This window comes from Bacteroidota bacterium (assembly GCA_017303975.1).
In the GTDB taxonomy this organism is placed as follows: Bacteria; Bacteroidota; Bacteroidia; order JAFLBG01; family JAFLBG01; genus JAFLBG01.
Map to the genome: position 1 here is coordinate 48960 of JAFLBG010000015.1, position 17319 is coordinate 66278.

Here is a 17319-nt window from a genome sequence, read left to right on the forward strand (position 1 = left end):
GTTGTTTTGAAGACATTAAACAGGAATGGCAATAGGCTGATTGTAGTGCTTAATATTCTTCTTGTTGGATAACTTCCTAAATACTTCATTATCTTGGAGAAGCTCTTCTTTTGTAGGAGCATTTACTCTTTTCTTTTTACGATTTACAGTCCAACCTAATCGTTCTAGCTCCTCAAAAATAGTTTTTTTGTTGTGTGTATACTTTATAAATTCTCCTAGTGTAATTTTAAAGCTTTGATCAGCTTCTTTTTTTGAAGTTCCGTAACCAGTTAAATCTAATGCAGGGGAGTACATATATAATATTCCATTTTCTTCCCAAGAATAGACTGTTAGAGTAATCTCTATTCGTTTGTTATTATTTATATAAGTTGCTTTTACATTACCTGTAGCCATATTCCCAAAGATATATTAAAATCAATATAAAGCACAACGTAAATTGTTAAAATTATTTTGTTTTAATCTAAATTAGCTTAAAATAACTGTTAAAACATACATTTTACACCTTAACTTTTGAATTAAATCTTCTAACTATGGTCATTTTCGGTCTTACTCATATATAGTTAACTGATAAAACCAACATGGGCTAAAAACCACTATCGTATAAGACTAACGTGTCCGTTGTAGTTGTGTTTTTTGCCAAACACATCGGTAATTTGAACCTTCCAAATATACACATCAATTTGAGCTAAATCACTTCCCCCATTTGCTTTACCATTCCAGGGTGTTGCAACATCAGAGGAAGCAACCTTTCCGGTAGTGTATATTTGCACTCCCCATCTATCATAAATCCATAATTGATACTCATTGCATCCAATAGCCAATCCATTAAAAAAATCGTTAATCCCATCTCCGTTAGGCGAAAAGCTATTTGGGATATAGAAAATAAAATCTGGTCCAATGATAATATCATGCGCTACTGTATCGTAGCAGCCATAAGAATTCTGAACAATTAAAGACGCTGTATATGTGCTTGTTTGTTCCGTTGGGTATGTGTGCTGCACATTCGGAATACTTGGCACTAGCGAATCTCCATCTCCAAAATAATACGCCCAATAATTTACATCGGACGATGATTGATTTGTAAAACCAACCAACGAATTTAGAATTGTTGCCGGATTAGGAGATGCGCCAAACTCGGCTGTTGGCTTGGGAAACACTTCTATCATTTGATTTACGGTAGATGTAGCCGAACATCCATTATTAGAAGTTGCTGTTAACGCTACATCATAAAAACCCGACTGGGTGTAACAGTGATTAGGGTTGGGAATGGTTTCAACGGAGCCATCTCCAAAATCCCAATTCCAAGTTGTGATACTGCTGCCATCTCCTGCAATAACTGTAAAATCGGTAAAATTTACACAATGCAAAGGACAGCCGCTTGTAACATCAGCATTAAAATTCACAACAGGATTTGGATAAAAAGAATAGGTGATATCATCAGAAACTGCACCACAAGGGCCAACTGGGTCGTCTGTTGTTAATGTAAGTGTTACAGAACCTGCTAAATACTCAGCGGAGCTCGGAGTGTAAATTGCATTTAAAGCGCTGCTACTAGGAACATACGTACCTGTACCACCGCTCCAACTGCCGGTTGTAGCCGAACCACCAACAGATCCCGCCAACTGAATAGAAGTATAAGGGCATACAAACGTATTTACACCTGCATTGGCAGAAGCTAACGCATTGACATTAATAGCATAAACAGCCGGAGTTCCAACACAACCAGCCACTTCAGGAATTACTGTTATAGCAGAAGTCACAGAACTAGAACCTCCATTAACAGCAGCAAAAGAGGTTATATCACCCGAACCGCTTGCTGCTAAGCCAATAGATACATTCGAATTTGTCCAAGTAAAAGTACCGCCAGCAGGTATACTTGTAAAATTAGTTGCTGAAATATTGTCTCCATCACACACTAATATATTAGAAGGCACATTTACAGTTGGAGTAGGATTAACCGTAATATTATAGGTAGCGGGTGGGCCAGTACATCCATCAAAAACAGATGTTACTGACACAACAGAAACAATTGGAGCAGAGGTAGTATTGACGGCTGTAAACGAAGGTATATTCCCTGTACCGGAGGCTCCTAAACCGATTGCGGTATTATCATTTGTCCAAGAAAAGGTACCACCTGCAGGCGCACTTACAAAATTAGTTGCAGGAATATTATCGTTGTTACACACTTCTATATCGGCAGGAACAGTAACAATGGGCGAAGGTTTAACTGTTAAATTAAATGTAGTATCGAAACAGCCAAATGTCACAGTAACCGTTGAAACAGCTGTAGCTGGGACATTGGAAGCTACAAAGCCGGGGATATCACCGGTACCACTTGCACCTAAACCGATAGAGGTATTATCATTTGCCCAATTATATGTTATACCTGTTCCAACAGGAAAGTTAGTAGCAGCGAAAGAGCTACCACCACAAACTGTTTGGCTTGCCAAAGATAAAGTTGGTGGTGCAGTTGCACAAGATTTTGTGAAATTTACGGTAGCTGGATACATCCCGCAACCATCCTCCGTAAAGGCAGTATTTCCTGAAATTATCTTAAAAGACAAGGGAACTCCGCAAGGAACATTTGGGAAATCATAAATCACCCAATCGTTATAGGTATTTGCATCATTGCAGTTAGCAAAAACTGTTAGTGGTGTAGAACATGCTGGCAAATCAGCAAAAGCAACATCAATCAAACTTCCTGCTGGAGATCCGGTTATATTGGTAGTATTTCCATTTACTGTAAGTTCTAATGTCATAGTTGTAGAAGATGGATCTTCTGCGTTATGCCAATGCTCTACGTATAAGCGCAAATCTCCGGTACAGCTTATACAATAACCTACTTGCACAGAATGGGCACGAACATTGCTCTTAATAAGAACAAAAAGTGCAACTACTAAAATTACTATCTTAAACCCTCGATACATAAATTAAACAACTTAAACCAATTCCAATGGCAATACAAATAGACAAAAATATGCCACTAGTCAATTTACGAAAAACAAATATCAAAATCCAGATACTTTTGCCATTTATTCAACACTATAAGTTGAATAGTTTATTGTAACCCACAACTATTAAGAATTAGGAGCTGCGCTTTTTACAACCACCCATCTTCCGGGCTTTGTATTGCTTATAGATTTATCATACATAGCCTCGGCATTGGTATTAGGCAAATAAAACTTACCCGTATAAGCCGCATTTAAAACAACTCTAAATGTTTTGGTTTCATTCTTGTTCAACTCAAAATAAGTATATACTCTATCATCCCGAATATCCTGATAAGTAGGGATAGCAGATTTTACTGTTGTTGGTAAATCAAAAGCTCGCGTATTGAGTATCTCCCAACCGGAAGGGAATACTTGATTAAGAGCTAAGTTTCTGTATGCCTCTTTTAGTCCGGGATTTGTTACGGATACTTCTGCAATAAAATCTGTACCCTGCTCTAAGCTAGACACATCAATTGATTTACCATCCATAGAGGTATATTTGATTGTCATGTTCAAGTTGTTGTTTACATCAATTGCTTTTCCAACATTTGGAATACCTGTATTTATAAGCTTTACAAACAATACTGCGGATGTAGTATTTTTAAATTGAAGTTTTTGATTAGCAGACTCTCTTATAACTAATTTATCTTGGTAAATACTTTTTATAGTTGTAGCACTTCTTGTTGCCCCCCCATTCAAACTATAACTACATGTCAGATTACCCTTACTTAAAGCTTCTCCAAGATAGTACTTAGAAATAGCATACAAGCCAAATGCGGTAGTTTGTGTACTATACCATTCCTTGCTATTCAACGAACCCGAAATCCTTTTAACTACATCCGCTGCCTTTACTTTTTGACCTGTTAACAACAAAGCTTCTACAATTATAGATTCATCGCGCAATGCAGAGCCATATGTATAATCGGCATATGCGTAAGGAGCCACACTGGTAGTTAATTGAGTTATCAATTTGCTAGCTGTTTCTCTTTGTCCAATCAGAGCATAAGCAGCAGCTAAAGTCCATTTGGCAGATATGCTCAAATTCATTTTTTCCTTTAATCTGTTCATAGCACTCAACTCGGGACTTTGTGCCAAAGCCAACGTATATAAACGATATGCTTGAGCCAAATCTGTATTATGGTAGTAATAGTCAGAAGTTGCTCTATCCGACCAATTTAGAGCTGTTTGCTGTTGAAATTTTTTCCAATTCTCTAACATGTGTTTTGATACCGTATATCCTTTTGATTTGGCTTCCAATAAATAATGACCGGCATAGCTTGTACCCCAATCATCAGAAAGAGTTTCTCCCGGCCAATAAGCAAAACCTCCGGCACTTGTTTGAAACAATTTAATTCGCTCAATAGATGCAGCAATATTTCTATCAATCTGATTCTTTAAATTATCTGTAAGCTCTACTAAACCACTCAGGTATAACTGAGGAAAAGCCGAAGAAGTTGTCTGCTCAATACATCCATGAGGATAGCTCACCAAATAACTTAATCGTTCTTGCAAATTAATGGGCGGTATTGACGAAACCTCCAGCATAGAACTATTGGTACCAGGCATTCCAACTAACTGAAAATCTTTTGTCCACGATTTCTGCGGTTCAATAATTGCTTCTATTATTTCGGAAGTAGGTTGATTCGGATTCCGAATATCAATCTCAATTTCTTGCTTTGCAATCTCGGTGCCACTTTGTGCTACAACAGCTACCTTTCCAACGCCAATACCAGGTTTTACTTTCAATTTAAAATTAATAACCTTATCCCCTACTTCATTAAATACAATTGCTTTAGAAACATTATCAACAGCAGAAAATTCTTTACTTAGTGTAATCTTAACACTAACATTTTTCACCTTTTTATCCATTGCAAAAATGGTAACCGGCAAATCTACTTCCTCTTCAGGACCAAGCACTCTGGGCAGTGTAGCCAATAACATCAACGGTTTACGAACAGGAACGGTTTTCTCGGCATTGCCGTAGGCACCGTCTTTTCCGGCAATTGCCATGATACGAACAGAGCCTACATAAGGAGGCAACATAAATTCATGTTTCCTTTTTTCGCCTTTCTTTAAATAAAAAGGACCAATGTATTTTACCATTGGCTTAAATCGATTTGCCTTCGAACTACCTTTTTTGTTTATGGCATCATCTCCACCAATAGCCAATAGCCTTTCAACAGCAGCACCATACGAACCGATTACCATATCATATAAATCCCAAGTTTTAACACCCAATGCTTCTCGTGCATAAAAATAATTCCACGGATCAGGAGTTTTAAAACGAGTTAAATCGAGCAATCCCTCGTCCACTACGGCTAGCGTATAAGCCATATCTTTCCCGTCTTTTTCACTAATAGTAATGGAGGTTTTTGCTTCAGGTGTCCAAACATCTATTGTTTCGAGCAAAGGGCTCAAATGCGTTTCGGGGTTGTGAACTTCTATAGGCAATACCCCATACATTCTAATTGGCAAATCGTTATTGAGTTGTGCATGTGGCTGTACCAATGAAACAAATGCGTATATATTGGGAGCCATTTCTTCAGTTGCCTTAAACGTATAACGTGTAGTGCCTTTGGTTGTTTGTATCCATTCTTGCTTAATAATTTTCGAGCCAGTTTCGATAGATAGCAACGCTCTTCCTTTTTCTGTTGAAGGAATATTTAATGTAACATCATCATTTACATTATACTTTTCCTTGTCGCTTGTAAAAGCAAGCATTGTAGCACCTTCTGTGCCTTTGTCTGTTCGACCATACCACGATGGCCAATCAAAATATATTATTTTCCCGCTTACATGACCGCTCTTTTCGTCCTGTACCAATAAAAGATATCTACCCCAATCATTCTTTGGAATATTTACAGTTAATGTAGATTTTCCATTTGGGGTTGTTGTAATTTTTTTACTTAAATACAACTGGTTGTACGTTTTATCTGCAAAATTTGCCAACTCGCCTTCATAGCTATTCCACCACCAACGCCAGTTTAACTTATACATACTAATACTTAAGTCTCTTGAAATTGGAATTTTATTTTCTGAAACAGAAACAATATCAATTACGTGATTGGTATCTGTAACCAGTGTTTGAGAATAATTAGTTGTTTGCGGAATTTTAACACCCACATAATGTGTATAAGGCGAAAAAGGTGCTGTAAATTTATCAATACTGAATGCGCCTCCTTCTTCAAAAACACGAACTGTAAAATGACTATTCAAAATACCGGGTGCACTTGTATTAGCAGAAAAATCAGGCATTACAATAGCCTCTCCATCGGCATCTGTCTTTCCTTCATAAACCAACTCGCTCTCTGAATAAAAATTAGATGTTGGATTAGTAAACGCAAATCCTTTGTAGGTATCTGAAAAATAATTCTCGTTTGGCGAATAGTACGCATCAATTTTAGTAGTCAAATTTTTTGCAGGAGCACCGTGCAGCCAATTCACTTTCAGGTGCGCATCGTTTTCTTTACTCGCGGAGATTAATTCTTTTTCAAATTTAACATTGATTTTAAGCCTATTGGGCATTATCGTTTCTACTTTTAGCGACTTTGTAAAAACAGCTTTCCCGGCTGCAATGTTAGCCGTATAATTACCTGTTGGCGCATCTTTAGAGGTAGAAAATGCAAATTTATAAAATCCATTTACAGGCTCGGAATTTACCAATCGTTTAATCTGTTGACCGCGAGGATTTATCAACTCCAATGTTACCGGATAATTAGAAGGAAGTTCATTTACTTTATTTTCTAAAACAAAACCCAAAAATATGCTATCGCCAGGTCGCCAAATTCCTCGTTCCGTATACACAAATCCTTTCATGCCTCTATCTACTTGCTCTCCAGACACATCGAACATACTCATAGACAAAGATGCACCATCTTCTAATTTTAAATAACCTCGTTGTGTTCCATTCTTTGCAACAACTGCAAATGGCTTTTTTGTAGAAAATATAGTTGCAAAGCCTTGTTCGTTAGTAACAGCCTTGCCTATAAGCTGTTGCTGAAAATCATATAATTCAATTGCGCAACCAATCAATGGGTCGATAGTTTTCAAATCAGTAAGCGCTACGTTTATCGAACCATCTTCTGATTTTTTTGCAATTATCCCTATATCGGAAGCTAAAATACTTCTACTTACTGCTGATTTAAAGCGGTAGTACTCTTTGCTACAAGGGTCTCCTCGCAAGCTATAATCGTACTCTTCATCGTACTCATAATACCCTTCATCTCCATAATCGCTGTAATAGGTATACTCAGCCTCCTCGTCTTCAATATCATCCTCAACTGTTTTAAGCGATAAATCTTCTACGGTGGTATTGTTTACAGAACCGCAATTGTAAAGGGAATACTCTTTCTTAAAATCGAGGTACACTTTATAAATTGCTCCCGGCTCTATCTTTATCAAGCTTGTTAAATCTAAGTGATAGAGCTGCCATTGCTTTAAATCCTTTGCAGACTTATACGAAAGAGGAATCGTCTTTTTTAGAATCGTCTTTCCAACTCTATACAATTCATTGTTTCCGTCCAACGTATTAACTTGAAGAAACTGAAGAATGTTGTTTTCATAAATTTTAATAACCTTTACATCTACCGCCTTCAGGTTTACAGCATTAAATGGCATGTACATTCCATTGGTAGTGGGCAAAATAGTCCCTTTTCCAACAAAACTTACTTGAGGTTTAATATCTTCGAATACTACCGAATATGTATATTGCTTTAAAAGCTTAAGGCCACCTACACTTGCAATACCAACATTTAGCTGCAACGTTTGCTCACCAATAAGCGGTGCAGAAGGAAAAACTTTTACTTCATTATTATCAACACTAAATTTCAAATTAGTAGCATTTGTGAGTGTTACCAACCCACTTAACTCTTGGTCTGGCAATATTGCTTTAGAAAATTGCAGAGAAATATATTGTTCAGGTTCGTTGACAACCTTCAAATTCATTAACTCCAAGCAAGAAAAGCAAGGAATTGTTATTTCTTTTGTACCACTACCATCAATATTATAATCAGCACCAGTCCAACTAATAACTAATTGTTTTGCAACATCAGCAGGCTTAATATCTTTTACAATAAACTGAAACTCCTTAGTTCCTTTTCGTAAAAAATATATTGGCATATTCACTTCATCTAACTTTGCAGTTAAAATTCTCTCTACCAAACCACTATCTACCACATCAGCAAAATCAAGCGCTCCGGACACTTCGTACGAAAGATCACCTTCGCGCTCAACAGATGTAACATTCTGAACATCTACCGAAAAAGATTGTTTCAATGTATTGAAAGTAAAATCAAATCTTTCGTACTCGCTAGGCACATCAAGCACTTTAGAAAGATAAAAGGAAGCTCGATATAATTTATCCGGTTCTAATTTATACTTGGGTTTAAACTCAATAGTTTTAGAATCTAACCAAACGGCCTCTCCTTCAATGGATGGCGCAAACTCAAACAACCGTTCTTTAACAGGCACTCCAATCTCCACCTCTGCTTGGGTAGGATTCGCCAATACAATTCTAATAGTTGATTCTACAGAAATATGAGACCATGTGTAGGCTAGTATATAACTACTAAAATTTTGTTTTTGCTGTGATGAACCAGCACCATTAGAGGATTGGTATTTAGAAAAAAACAATCCTCCAACAATAACTAGTAGGGCTAAGGGGAGGGCAATTAAAATTTTTTTTGTCATAATTCAAGTATTAACAATACACTCACTATTTTTTAAAATAAATATCGTTTAAAAATTTAAAAATTCTTCGAATACAAGTTGCATGTATGATTTGCCTTCTTTCTCTATGATTTTCTTTTGTTCCTCCGATAAAAATTTAAGATACTCCTCTCTATTTTGAGAATGCACCAATACATAAGAGTGATTGGGTCTTAACCAACCAAAACCATCGGTTGCTTCATAATAGGCAAACTCCGGACTATATGGATTAAACAAATTTTTGCTCCACTTGTCGTATGGGCTAGTGTTAAAATCTAGCTGTTTAAGCAACGTAACAGGCAAATCAATTTGAGAAGCGAGCTTAGTGTACTTTGTACCCCTATGTTCTGGCTTCAACACCTCTCCATAAAATAACATAGGGATTTTTCTATACTCGGGCTGGTTAAACGCATATTTATGTGGTGTGATATGACTATGGTCGGAAATAAACACAAACAACGTATTGGAATACCAAGGTTGTTTTTTTGCCTCTTGAATAAACTTATACATCTGCTTATCTGCATAAAAAGCCGAATTCAAATATTCTCGTTCATCACCACCCCAGGTAATACTATCTCCCATTGGTATATCGTATGGAGAGTGTGTGCTGCCTGTAAATAGTGTTGCAAAAAAAGGCTGCGCTGTGTTTTTCAACTCATTCAATTGCTTCGCATATAAGTATTCATCGTGTATTCCTAATCTTGCTCTTGGAACAGCAGCATCAAAATAGGCTTCATCTTGTACCTTATCAATTCCCTGATAATAAAGAAAAGCCTTTATGTTGGCGTAATCTAAATCACCGCCAAATAAAAAAGATGTTTGGTAATTGGCTTTTTTAAATTCTTTGATGATTGTTGGTACCGAAGCATATTTTGCAGGTTGTGCAACAACAGAATTATTGGGTTGTGCAGGAAATCCGGTAAATATACAACCTATGCCTTGGTCGGATAAAGACGCACTCGCATATAAATTATTGAACAGAATTCCTTCGGAAATTAATTTTTCGAAATTAGGAGTTACACCTTCGTAGCCACCAGTGCTTTTAACCAAATCGGCCGACCAACCCTCTAAAATACAAAGCACAATATTAGGCTTTACACTATCAATAATTTTTATGGTCGTGTCTTTCTCGACATAGTTTATTCGTGCAACTTCTTTCTTTGCATCCTCCAAATCATAATAATGGTAAGGATTTCCTTCTATTGCCCCGGTATTTTCCCATACACTTTGAAACAAATTCCACGTACTATTTACGGCAGCCAAATTCAAGATATTCTTATTAGAAAAATAAGCATCGCTTTGTTGTATCGGAATTTGCTGCACTCCTCCTCTAATTCCAAGTACCAGCAAAATGGGGGTGATGAGAATAAAAAGTATATTTTCAAAAAGATTATTTTTTGTGATGCCATTTTGCGCAGCAACGAATTTTAAATAAACATACTTGTACAAGCAAAAAGTAAGCACAGCTATTACCGATAATCCTCCCCAAAAGAATACAGGTCGAGTGGTTTCAAAAATCTGCTTAGGGTCATTCAAGAATTTGAACGCTTTGATATTCATTTTCATCCCCCACTCGTTGTATATTTCAAGCTCGGCAACAGAGATAATTACCACCAAACTAATCAACACCAATGTGAAAATATTCTTGACCCGTAAGACTTTGACACTTGGTATAAAACCAACAAATAAGTAGCACAAAAATGGAATTGCAATAAAATAAGATGCCATGGAAACGTCCAATCCCAAGCCATGGTAAAAAGCAAGTATCAATTGAGTAGCTGGAACATCTTGCAATTCACTTAAATTATATACTAAAAATACTGCTCTAAAGAATGAAAAGAGAAAAATCCAGAACAGGAAGTCGAGAATAAATAAGGTGTAGTTTTTTCTTGTATTTATCATTATTGCACTGAACCTTACTTCCTAAAACATGTAGGAATAACTTTATTAATTTAAGTGTTACTTCCAAAAAATGGTCTTCCATAAAACTATAAAAATTCAGCCAAATAACACTTATCTAATTTGCATATACTTTTCCACTATACAAGCAAAATAACTACCTTTATATGTGCTATGAAAATATCTGCGTCTGTCTATTCCAACAAAACCAAAAACCTACTTGAACTGGTTCGTGAACTAGATACTCACAAGGTTGATTATTTTCATATTGACTGCAACGATTCTCCCTTAGTTTTTGATGACATAAAAAAAATAAAAGAGGCTAGTACTACACCAATTGACTTGCATATAATCTCCAATAATCCGGAGCAGTACTTCGAAAAAGTAAAGCAATTGAAGGTCGAATTACTGACAATTCAATACGAGAACCTGCCCAAACACATTGATTTATCAGGATTCGAGAGCACAAAACTGGGATTAGCAATTACATCCAACACCTCTATAACAGCTTTTGATGAATACGCATCATTTTGCGATTTTATACTTTTTATGACTACCACTCCCGGGCAAAGTGGTGGCGAATTTAATCGAGAAAATTTCAAAAAAATACGCGAGTTCAAATTAAAATATCCTGACAAAAAAATACATGTAGATGGGGGTGTTAATGCAGATATTTCCTTCATACTTCGTAACATGGGCGTGTATTCAAGTGTTTCGGGCTCTTACTTGGTAAATGCCGATGTAATAGGCGGTGCGCTGCACAATATGAGAAATTCTAACTATATCCCAAACACACTGCACGTAAGCGATATGATGATGCCCATTAGCGAATTGCCTGTACTGAACATTACAGATGCTTCGTTTGTTAATATTCTAAAAAGTATTGATAAGTACAATTTAGGCTTTACACTTATTGTAGGCGAAAATAAATTTGAAGGATTAATAAGCAATGCAGATGTTAGAAAGGCATTGATAAAAAAAATAAATAACGTAAATTCAATTGATGTAAATGACCTACTAAACAAAAATCCTATAAAGGTGTATGATGATTTTAGTATTTCTGATATGATTGAATTTATAAAAAACACAAAAAATAATATTTTGTACTTGCCTGTAGTTGACAGGAAAGAAAGGCTGTCCGGAGCAATTACATTTACGAATTTAATTAAAGGAGAATAAGCCGAGCTTCGCTCGGAATTATGAATTAAAAATGCAGAATTAAGAATTTTAAAATTATTCGACACAAGAAACTCGAAACTTATTTATATGATAATTAAACTAAAAAATACTGTTACTGATCAAAAAGCAACAGAAATTGCAAAAGAGCTAAGTGCCTTTATTGTTAAGAATGGCAGCACCAATAACGTTTTGGTAACCCCATCTAAACTAAAAGTTGTTGACGAAAAAATAGCTGATTTAGTAGATGCATCATGGGCTTTTAATGATGATATTCAACTGGCTAGCAGAAGCTACATTCAGGAAACAAGAGAAATAAAAATTTCGGAAAATATAGCAATTGGCGGAAAAACAAATAACACGCTGGTTATAACAGGACCGTGCTCTGTGGAATCGGAAGAGCAAATAGAACAAGCAGCTCAACTATGTGTTAAAATGGGAGTGAAAGTATTGCGTGCAGGCTGCTTTAAACCGCGCACTTCACCTTACACTTTTCAGGGGCTTGGACTAGAAGGCTTGAAACTGCTTGACAAAATGCGTAGCAAGTATGGATTAAAAATTATTAGTGAAATAAAAGACTCAACACATACAAGCGAGATTCTTGAATATGCTGATATCATTCAGGTCGGAGCCAAGGCGATGTATGATCACGGAATTCTACGTGCATGTTCTAAAACTAACAAAACAGTACTTATCAAACGAGGCTTTGGCTCAACACTTCAAGAGTTTGTGCAAGCAGCTGAGTTTGTGCTTTCCGGAGGAAATAACAATGTAATACTGTGCGAAAGAGGAATTCGCACCTTCGAAACCAAAACACGTTTTACCCTTGACTTATGCGGTGTTGCCTACTTAAAAGAGTACGTAAATCTTCCAATTGTAGTTGACCCAAGTCATGCTATTGGCTATGCGTATGGTGTTGCAGATTTATCAAGAGCTGCAGTAGCAATGGGTGTAGATGGATTGCTAATAGAAACGCATCCCAATCCGGCTGTTGCAAAATCGGATGCTTCTCAACAATTAAACTTTGATGAATTTACAGCGATGTACAACACATTTGCGCCTATTGCAAAAGCTGTAGGTAGAAATATTATTTAGCACTTCCCGTATTTAGCTTATAGCCTATACCTTTGATGGTTGTGATACAATTATCACCTAGGCGTTTTCTCAATTTTCTGATGTGAACATCAATTGTTCTATCACCAACAAATATTTCTCCTCCCCATACTACATCCAGTATCGTTTCGCGGTAAAAAACTTTTCCGGGCTTTGATAACAATAGAGACAATAACGCAAACTCCTTTTTAGGAAGAAATACTTCTTTACCATTTTGAATGGCAACAAATCTCTCTTTATCTATTTGAATTAAATTCTTTTCGTCAGAAGAAGGAAGATTATTGTTGTAAACATGCCTATTGAGTAGCGACTTTATTTTATAAACCAACAACAATTCATTTACAGGTACATTGGTGTAATCGTCTGCACCGGCAGCATATGCCTCCATTTGAACATCTTCCTCCAACGTATTTCCTACCAATAGTATTGGAATACTTACATTCACTTTTTTTAATTGAATACACCACTCAAAACCTTTATTGTTATTATTAATATTAGATACAACAACTACTCCAATGGATTTATTTTCCATAATAAAAGTTACTGCGCTTGCAATTTTTTTTGATTGCAGCAAACTTATTTCCTCTGCAACAAGATGTCTGCTGATCATTTGATACAAACTATCTCCTTCTTCTAGAAGTATAATTTTGGTTTGAGAATTATCCATTTAAATTGGAGTGTAGCACGTAGATTTCTAAATTACAGAAAGTATTTAGAAATAGGAATACAATAACGAACCTAGTATGATTTTTATTTTGCGAATTGATTTACTATAAAAAACATAATAGCCGCAAGTCCCGCAGAAACAGGTATTGTAAGCACCCATGCCCAAATAAGGCTAATTGTAACACCCCATCTTACAGCAGATATTCGCTTTGTAACACCCACCCCTACTATAGATCCTGTAATTGTATGCGTAGTACTAACGGGAATTTTGAAATGTTGTGTTGCAAATAACGTTAATGCACCTGCGGTTTCTGCACTAAATCCTTCGAACGGAGTAAGCTTTGTAACTTTTTGCCCCATTGTTTTTACGATTCGCCAACCACCAAACATTGTACCCATTGCAATAGATGTATAACAAACAAAAGGCACCCAACTTGGAATATGCTTAATATCTTCTATTTGTCCGGCTGCTACAAGTGCCGCTGCAATAATTCCAATTACTTTTTGTGCATCGTTGCCTCCATGTCCCAAACTGTATGCAGCAGAAGAAGCAAGCTGCAATCTTCTAAAAATGGAATCTACTTTAGACGGATTTGCTCTTCTGCAAATATTCATAGTTATCATGTGGACAATAATAGACATGAGCATTCCAATGATTGGTGCTAGTACAATAAAGTAAACGGTAGGCATAACTTTGGCCCAATGAATTGCTTCAAACCCACCGGCATTAGCTATTCCGGCACCTGCAAACCCACCAATAAGTGTATGAGAAGAACTAGACGGGATGCCCTTCCACCAGGTAAATAAATTCCAAATAATGGCCGCAATTAATCCGGCACAAACAACCGGAAGTGTAACAAACTCGGCAAATACAGTCTTTGAAACAGTATCCGCAACTTTTAACTCAAAAATCCAGTAGGCTATAAAATTAAATGAAGCTGCCCAAATTACTGCGACAAGAGGTGTTAACACTTTTGTTGATACAACAGTGGCAATTGAGTTTGCCGCATCGTGAAACCCATTTATAAAGTCAAAAATTATGGCTAGAATAATTACAATTATCAAAAGTGTTGTCATAAACGTTAACTACCGCTTGAGTGAATTTTATTAAAACTAAACTATTATGCGTGCTTTACAATAATTGATTCTAAAACATTTGCCGCGTCCTCGCACTTATCGGTCGCTGTTTCTAGCGCAGACAGTATTTCTTTTAATTTAATTATAAGTACAGCATCCTTTTCTGTTTCGAATAAATTAGCTATTGCCATATTAAATACATCATCTGCGTGATTCTCAATACTATTTATACGCACACAAGCTTCTTTAATTTTATGCACATTTTTCTTGTGTTTTAACTCAGACAACGCATTATGTAACTCATGCGCAGATTTATCAATAAGTTCTGCCAGTTTCACAACTGAATCAGGTATCTGTTCGATTTTATACAAATCAATTCTTTTCGCAGAACCATGAATAAAATCTAAAATATCATCAATAGAAGAACCCAATGCATGTATATCTTCTCTATCAAACGGTGTGATAAAATTTGTACTTAGTTCGTTAAATATTTCGTGTGCAATATTGTCTCCTACATGCTCAAGTCGCTCAATTTCTCGGATTAAATCTTTTCTTGTATCTCCATATGGTGTAATAACCATTTTATTCAAAACACTCGACATTTCCACTAAATTACCAGTAGCCTTGGCAAAAAGTTCGAAAAACACTCTATCCTGTGGAATAAATAATTGAATAATGTTGTTAAGTTTCATAGTTCTACTTTTTTTTATCGATTTTTGTTTTGGCTCTGTTGTCATTGTATGTATATTTTGAGCCGCTAAGTAACCCTGTTTATATTTGCATTAAGTTAAGTTAATATTAATTTAATCCTAAGGATCAAAAATTAAATTGTGCTTGAATTCTCATTAATTTGCCTTTTTGCCAGTTATTTTGGGTTGTCATATCCTCAAACCGTCTATCCGAAAAAACATAACTAGTTGTTAATTCAAAATTTTTATGCGGCTGCCACTCCAAACCCATTTCTGTTTCATAAACCTTATAGCTCCTAGCATCTAGTTCATGTTTTTTTCCTCCCTTATAATACTGATACTTTACAAAAGGAAAAAGAAGCTGTTTCTTTAATTTCAACCTATAAATAGCAGTTAAATACCCACCCTCCAATGATTTAGTTTCGATAGAATCTGTTAAATTAGAAAACTGAGGGCCTCTACCAATATTGTATTCTGCTTGAATTCCAAAAGGTTTAGGATACAATACAAAACTTGCAGCCACTCGCTCATCGGCATAGGAAAATCCGGATGCACCTTTTACTTTTACACTCCGATTTTCACTTGTAACAACATATTTTCCTTTGTAAGCCTGTATACCAGGCTCGATTATTTGACCATTGCTAAACTGAAACGGATATGTTAATCTAGCTACAACATGCAGTTCATTATTAGCTTCTGCTTTATTTGCAGTTTGTCCGTTGTATGCTCCTATTGCAAATACGCCATAATCTCCTGAACCCTTTAAGCCACTAGTCACCAAATCAGCAAAGCGCTCTCTAATTTTTTGAGGCGCAAAATAAAAGAAAACACCCAAGTCTCTCTCGTTTGCAACAGCACTATTCGTTGGATCGGCTCTATCAAAAGATATTCGGTTTTGGCTTGACTGCATGTTTTCAAAGCCATAGGGCACCTTGCTCTGACCAATTCTGATCCGGTATTGCTTTTTCTTATCTAACGCTAAATCAAAATACAAATCTCTCAGTTGTAAAAAATGTAGGTTGGTTGAGCTAGCCGATACCACCAAATCCGGCTGTATGTAAATATATACTCTATCGTGTACATTTCCACTAAATATTAGACGTGCTCTTCTCAAAAACACACCACCATTTTCCCCCCAAGATTTATCACACTGTTCGCATTTTAGTTTTTCGTTCGTTTCAAATAATCTATTGTATCTAATTTGTGCGTATCCTCGTAAAGAAATTAACTCATACCAACTCTTTTTCTTTTCGTCCGACTTTAAAAGCAAGGAGTCCTTAGCTCCATGAGCCTTTATTGCAAATACAAAAAGCACCACAACCAAAACAATTAACCTTAAATTAACCTTCTTTTTTACAGATAACATTTAAGAGATGTTTAAATAACTTTCGACAAAATAATAAAGCTATTATTACCGAAATGATTATTTAATGTTAAGATAATGTTATTAGATTATTTAAATTTGATGGTGTTTATATTATACGAGCAAACTAAGCTCATCATATTTGAATAGAATATATATTAGATGAGTTTAAATTAACGTTCGTCTTAAGTAATAGTAAAAGGTGAATTGCTATTGAATTACCCCCAACTCCTTACCCACTTTAGTAAAAGCAGCAATTGCTTTATCTATATGATGTTTATCATGAGCTGCTGAAAGTTGCACTCGAATACGTGCTTGTTCTTTAGGCACAACAGGATAAAAGAAACCAATTACATAAATCCCTTCTGCCAGCAATTTTTCGGCAAATTGTTGTGCTAACTTGGCATCATATAACATGACTGGTGCAATTGGATGAATTCCTGGTTTAATGTTAAATCCAGCCTTTGTCATCGCATCTCTAAAATAAAGCGCGTTGCTCATTACTTTATCACGCAACGCAGTAGTTTCAGAAAGCAAATCCAATACTGCAATGGAAGCACCAACAATAGATGGCGTAAGCGAATTGGAAAATAAATACGGACGAGAGCGCTGACGCAACATATCAATAATCTCCTTACGC

The 17319-nt window shown here is 36.1% G+C and carries 11 protein-coding genes; 2 read left to right on the forward strand and 9 right to left on the reverse strand.

The annotated features are described in order from the left end of the window. Positions 1-15: 15 nt before the first annotated feature. The 4 genes from J0M08_07115 to J0M08_07130 form a co-directional block, all read right to left on the reverse strand. Positions 16-393, reverse strand: coding sequence for a hypothetical protein (locus J0M08_07115; protein ID MBN8702817.1), 378 nt, complete (start codon positions 391-393; stop codon positions 16-18). Between the two features lie 200 nt (positions 394-593). Further along, complete coding sequence (locus J0M08_07120; protein MBN8702818.1) at positions 594-2927, reverse strand: gliding motility-associated C-terminal domain-containing protein; 2334 nt, start codon at positions 2925-2927, stop codon at positions 594-596. A 150-nt stretch (positions 2928-3077) separates the two neighbouring features. Further along, complete coding sequence (locus tag J0M08_07125; protein ID MBN8702819.1) at positions 3078-8678, reverse strand: hypothetical protein; 5601 nt, start codon at positions 8676-8678, stop codon at positions 3078-3080. A gap of 48 nt (positions 8679-8726) precedes the next feature. Continuing rightward, the gene (locus J0M08_07130; protein MBN8702820.1) at positions 8727-10598 is read right to left on the reverse strand and encodes a sulfatase-like hydrolase/transferase; all 1872 of its coding nucleotides are present in this window, start codon (positions 10596-10598) and stop codon (positions 8727-8729) included. 171 nt (positions 10599-10769) lie between these two features. Here J0M08_07130 and J0M08_07135 point away from each other — a divergent pair, with 171 nt between their 5' ends. Continuing rightward, on the forward strand, positions 10770-11774 hold the full coding sequence (locus tag J0M08_07135) for a CBS domain-containing protein (GenBank protein ID MBN8702821.1): 1005 nt from the start codon (positions 10770-10772) through the stop codon (positions 11772-11774). Positions 11775-11861: 87 nt separating this feature from the next. Next, a complete protein-coding gene (locus J0M08_07140) occupies positions 11862-12866 on the forward strand; it encodes a bifunctional 3-deoxy-7-phosphoheptulonate synthase/chorismate mutase (protein ID MBN8702822.1) in 1005 nt (334 codons plus the stop codon). Here the strand turns inward: J0M08_07140 and J0M08_07145 are convergent. The 5 genes from J0M08_07145 to J0M08_07165 form a co-directional block, all read right to left on the reverse strand. Next, a complete protein-coding gene (locus tag J0M08_07145; GenBank protein ID MBN8702823.1) occupies positions 12859-13551 on the reverse strand; it encodes a response regulator transcription factor in 693 nt (230 codons plus the stop codon). The genes J0M08_07140 and J0M08_07145 overlap by 8 nt on opposite strands. A gap of 83 nt (positions 13552-13634) precedes the next feature. Continuing rightward, complete coding sequence (locus J0M08_07150) at positions 13635-14627, reverse strand: inorganic phosphate transporter (GenBank protein ID MBN8702824.1); 993 nt, start codon at positions 14625-14627, stop codon at positions 13635-13637. 44 nt (positions 14628-14671) lie between these two features. After that, the gene (locus tag J0M08_07155; GenBank protein ID MBN8702825.1) at positions 14672-15319 is read right to left on the reverse strand and encodes a DUF47 family protein; all 648 of its coding nucleotides are present in this window, start codon (positions 15317-15319) and stop codon (positions 14672-14674) included. A gap of 124 nt (positions 15320-15443) precedes the next feature. After that, positions 15444-16682 (reverse strand): porin, encoded by a 1239-nt coding sequence (locus J0M08_07160; protein MBN8702826.1) that lies wholly within the window; start codon positions 16680-16682, stop codon positions 15444-15446. A 207-nt stretch (positions 16683-16889) separates the two neighbouring features. Beyond that, positions 16890-17319 (reverse strand): aminotransferase class I/II-fold pyridoxal phosphate-dependent enzyme (locus J0M08_07165; protein MBN8702827.1); only part of this gene is annotated, 430 nt, incomplete at its 5' end.

Excerpts from the sequence above, each read along its gene's own strand:
- J0M08_07115 (MBN8702817.1), bottom strand. The coding sequence starts at position 393 with ATGGCTACAGGTAATGTAAAAGCAACTTATATAAATAATAACAAACGA.
- J0M08_07120 (MBN8702818.1), bottom strand. The coding sequence starts at position 2,927 with ATGTATCGAGGGTTTAAGATAGTAATTTTAGTAGTTGCACTTTTTGTT.
- J0M08_07125 (MBN8702819.1), bottom strand. The coding sequence starts at position 8,678 with ATGACAAAAAAAATTTTAATTGCCCTCCCCTTAGCCCTACTAGTTATT.
- J0M08_07130 (MBN8702820.1), bottom strand. The coding sequence starts at position 10,598 with ATGATAAATACAAGAAAAAACTACACCTTATTTATTCTCGACTTCCTG.
- J0M08_07135 (MBN8702821.1), top strand. The coding sequence starts at position 10,770 with ATGAAAATATCTGCGTCTGTCTATTCCAACAAAACCAAAAACCTACTT.
- J0M08_07140 (MBN8702822.1), top strand. The coding sequence starts at position 11,862 with ATGATAATTAAACTAAAAAATACTGTTACTGATCAAAAAGCAACAGAA.
- J0M08_07145 (MBN8702823.1), bottom strand. The coding sequence starts at position 13,551 with ATGGATAATTCTCAAACCAAAATTATACTTCTAGAAGAAGGAGATAGT.
- J0M08_07150 (MBN8702824.1), bottom strand. The coding sequence starts at position 14,627 with ATGACAACACTTTTGATAATTGTAATTATTCTAGCCATAATTTTTGAC.
- J0M08_07155 (MBN8702825.1), bottom strand. The coding sequence starts at position 15,319 with ATGAAACTTAACAACATTATTCAATTATTTATTCCACAGGATAGAGTG.
- J0M08_07160 (MBN8702826.1), bottom strand. The coding sequence starts at position 16,682 with ATGTTATCTGTAAAAAAGAAGGTTAATTTAAGGTTAATTGTTTTGGTT.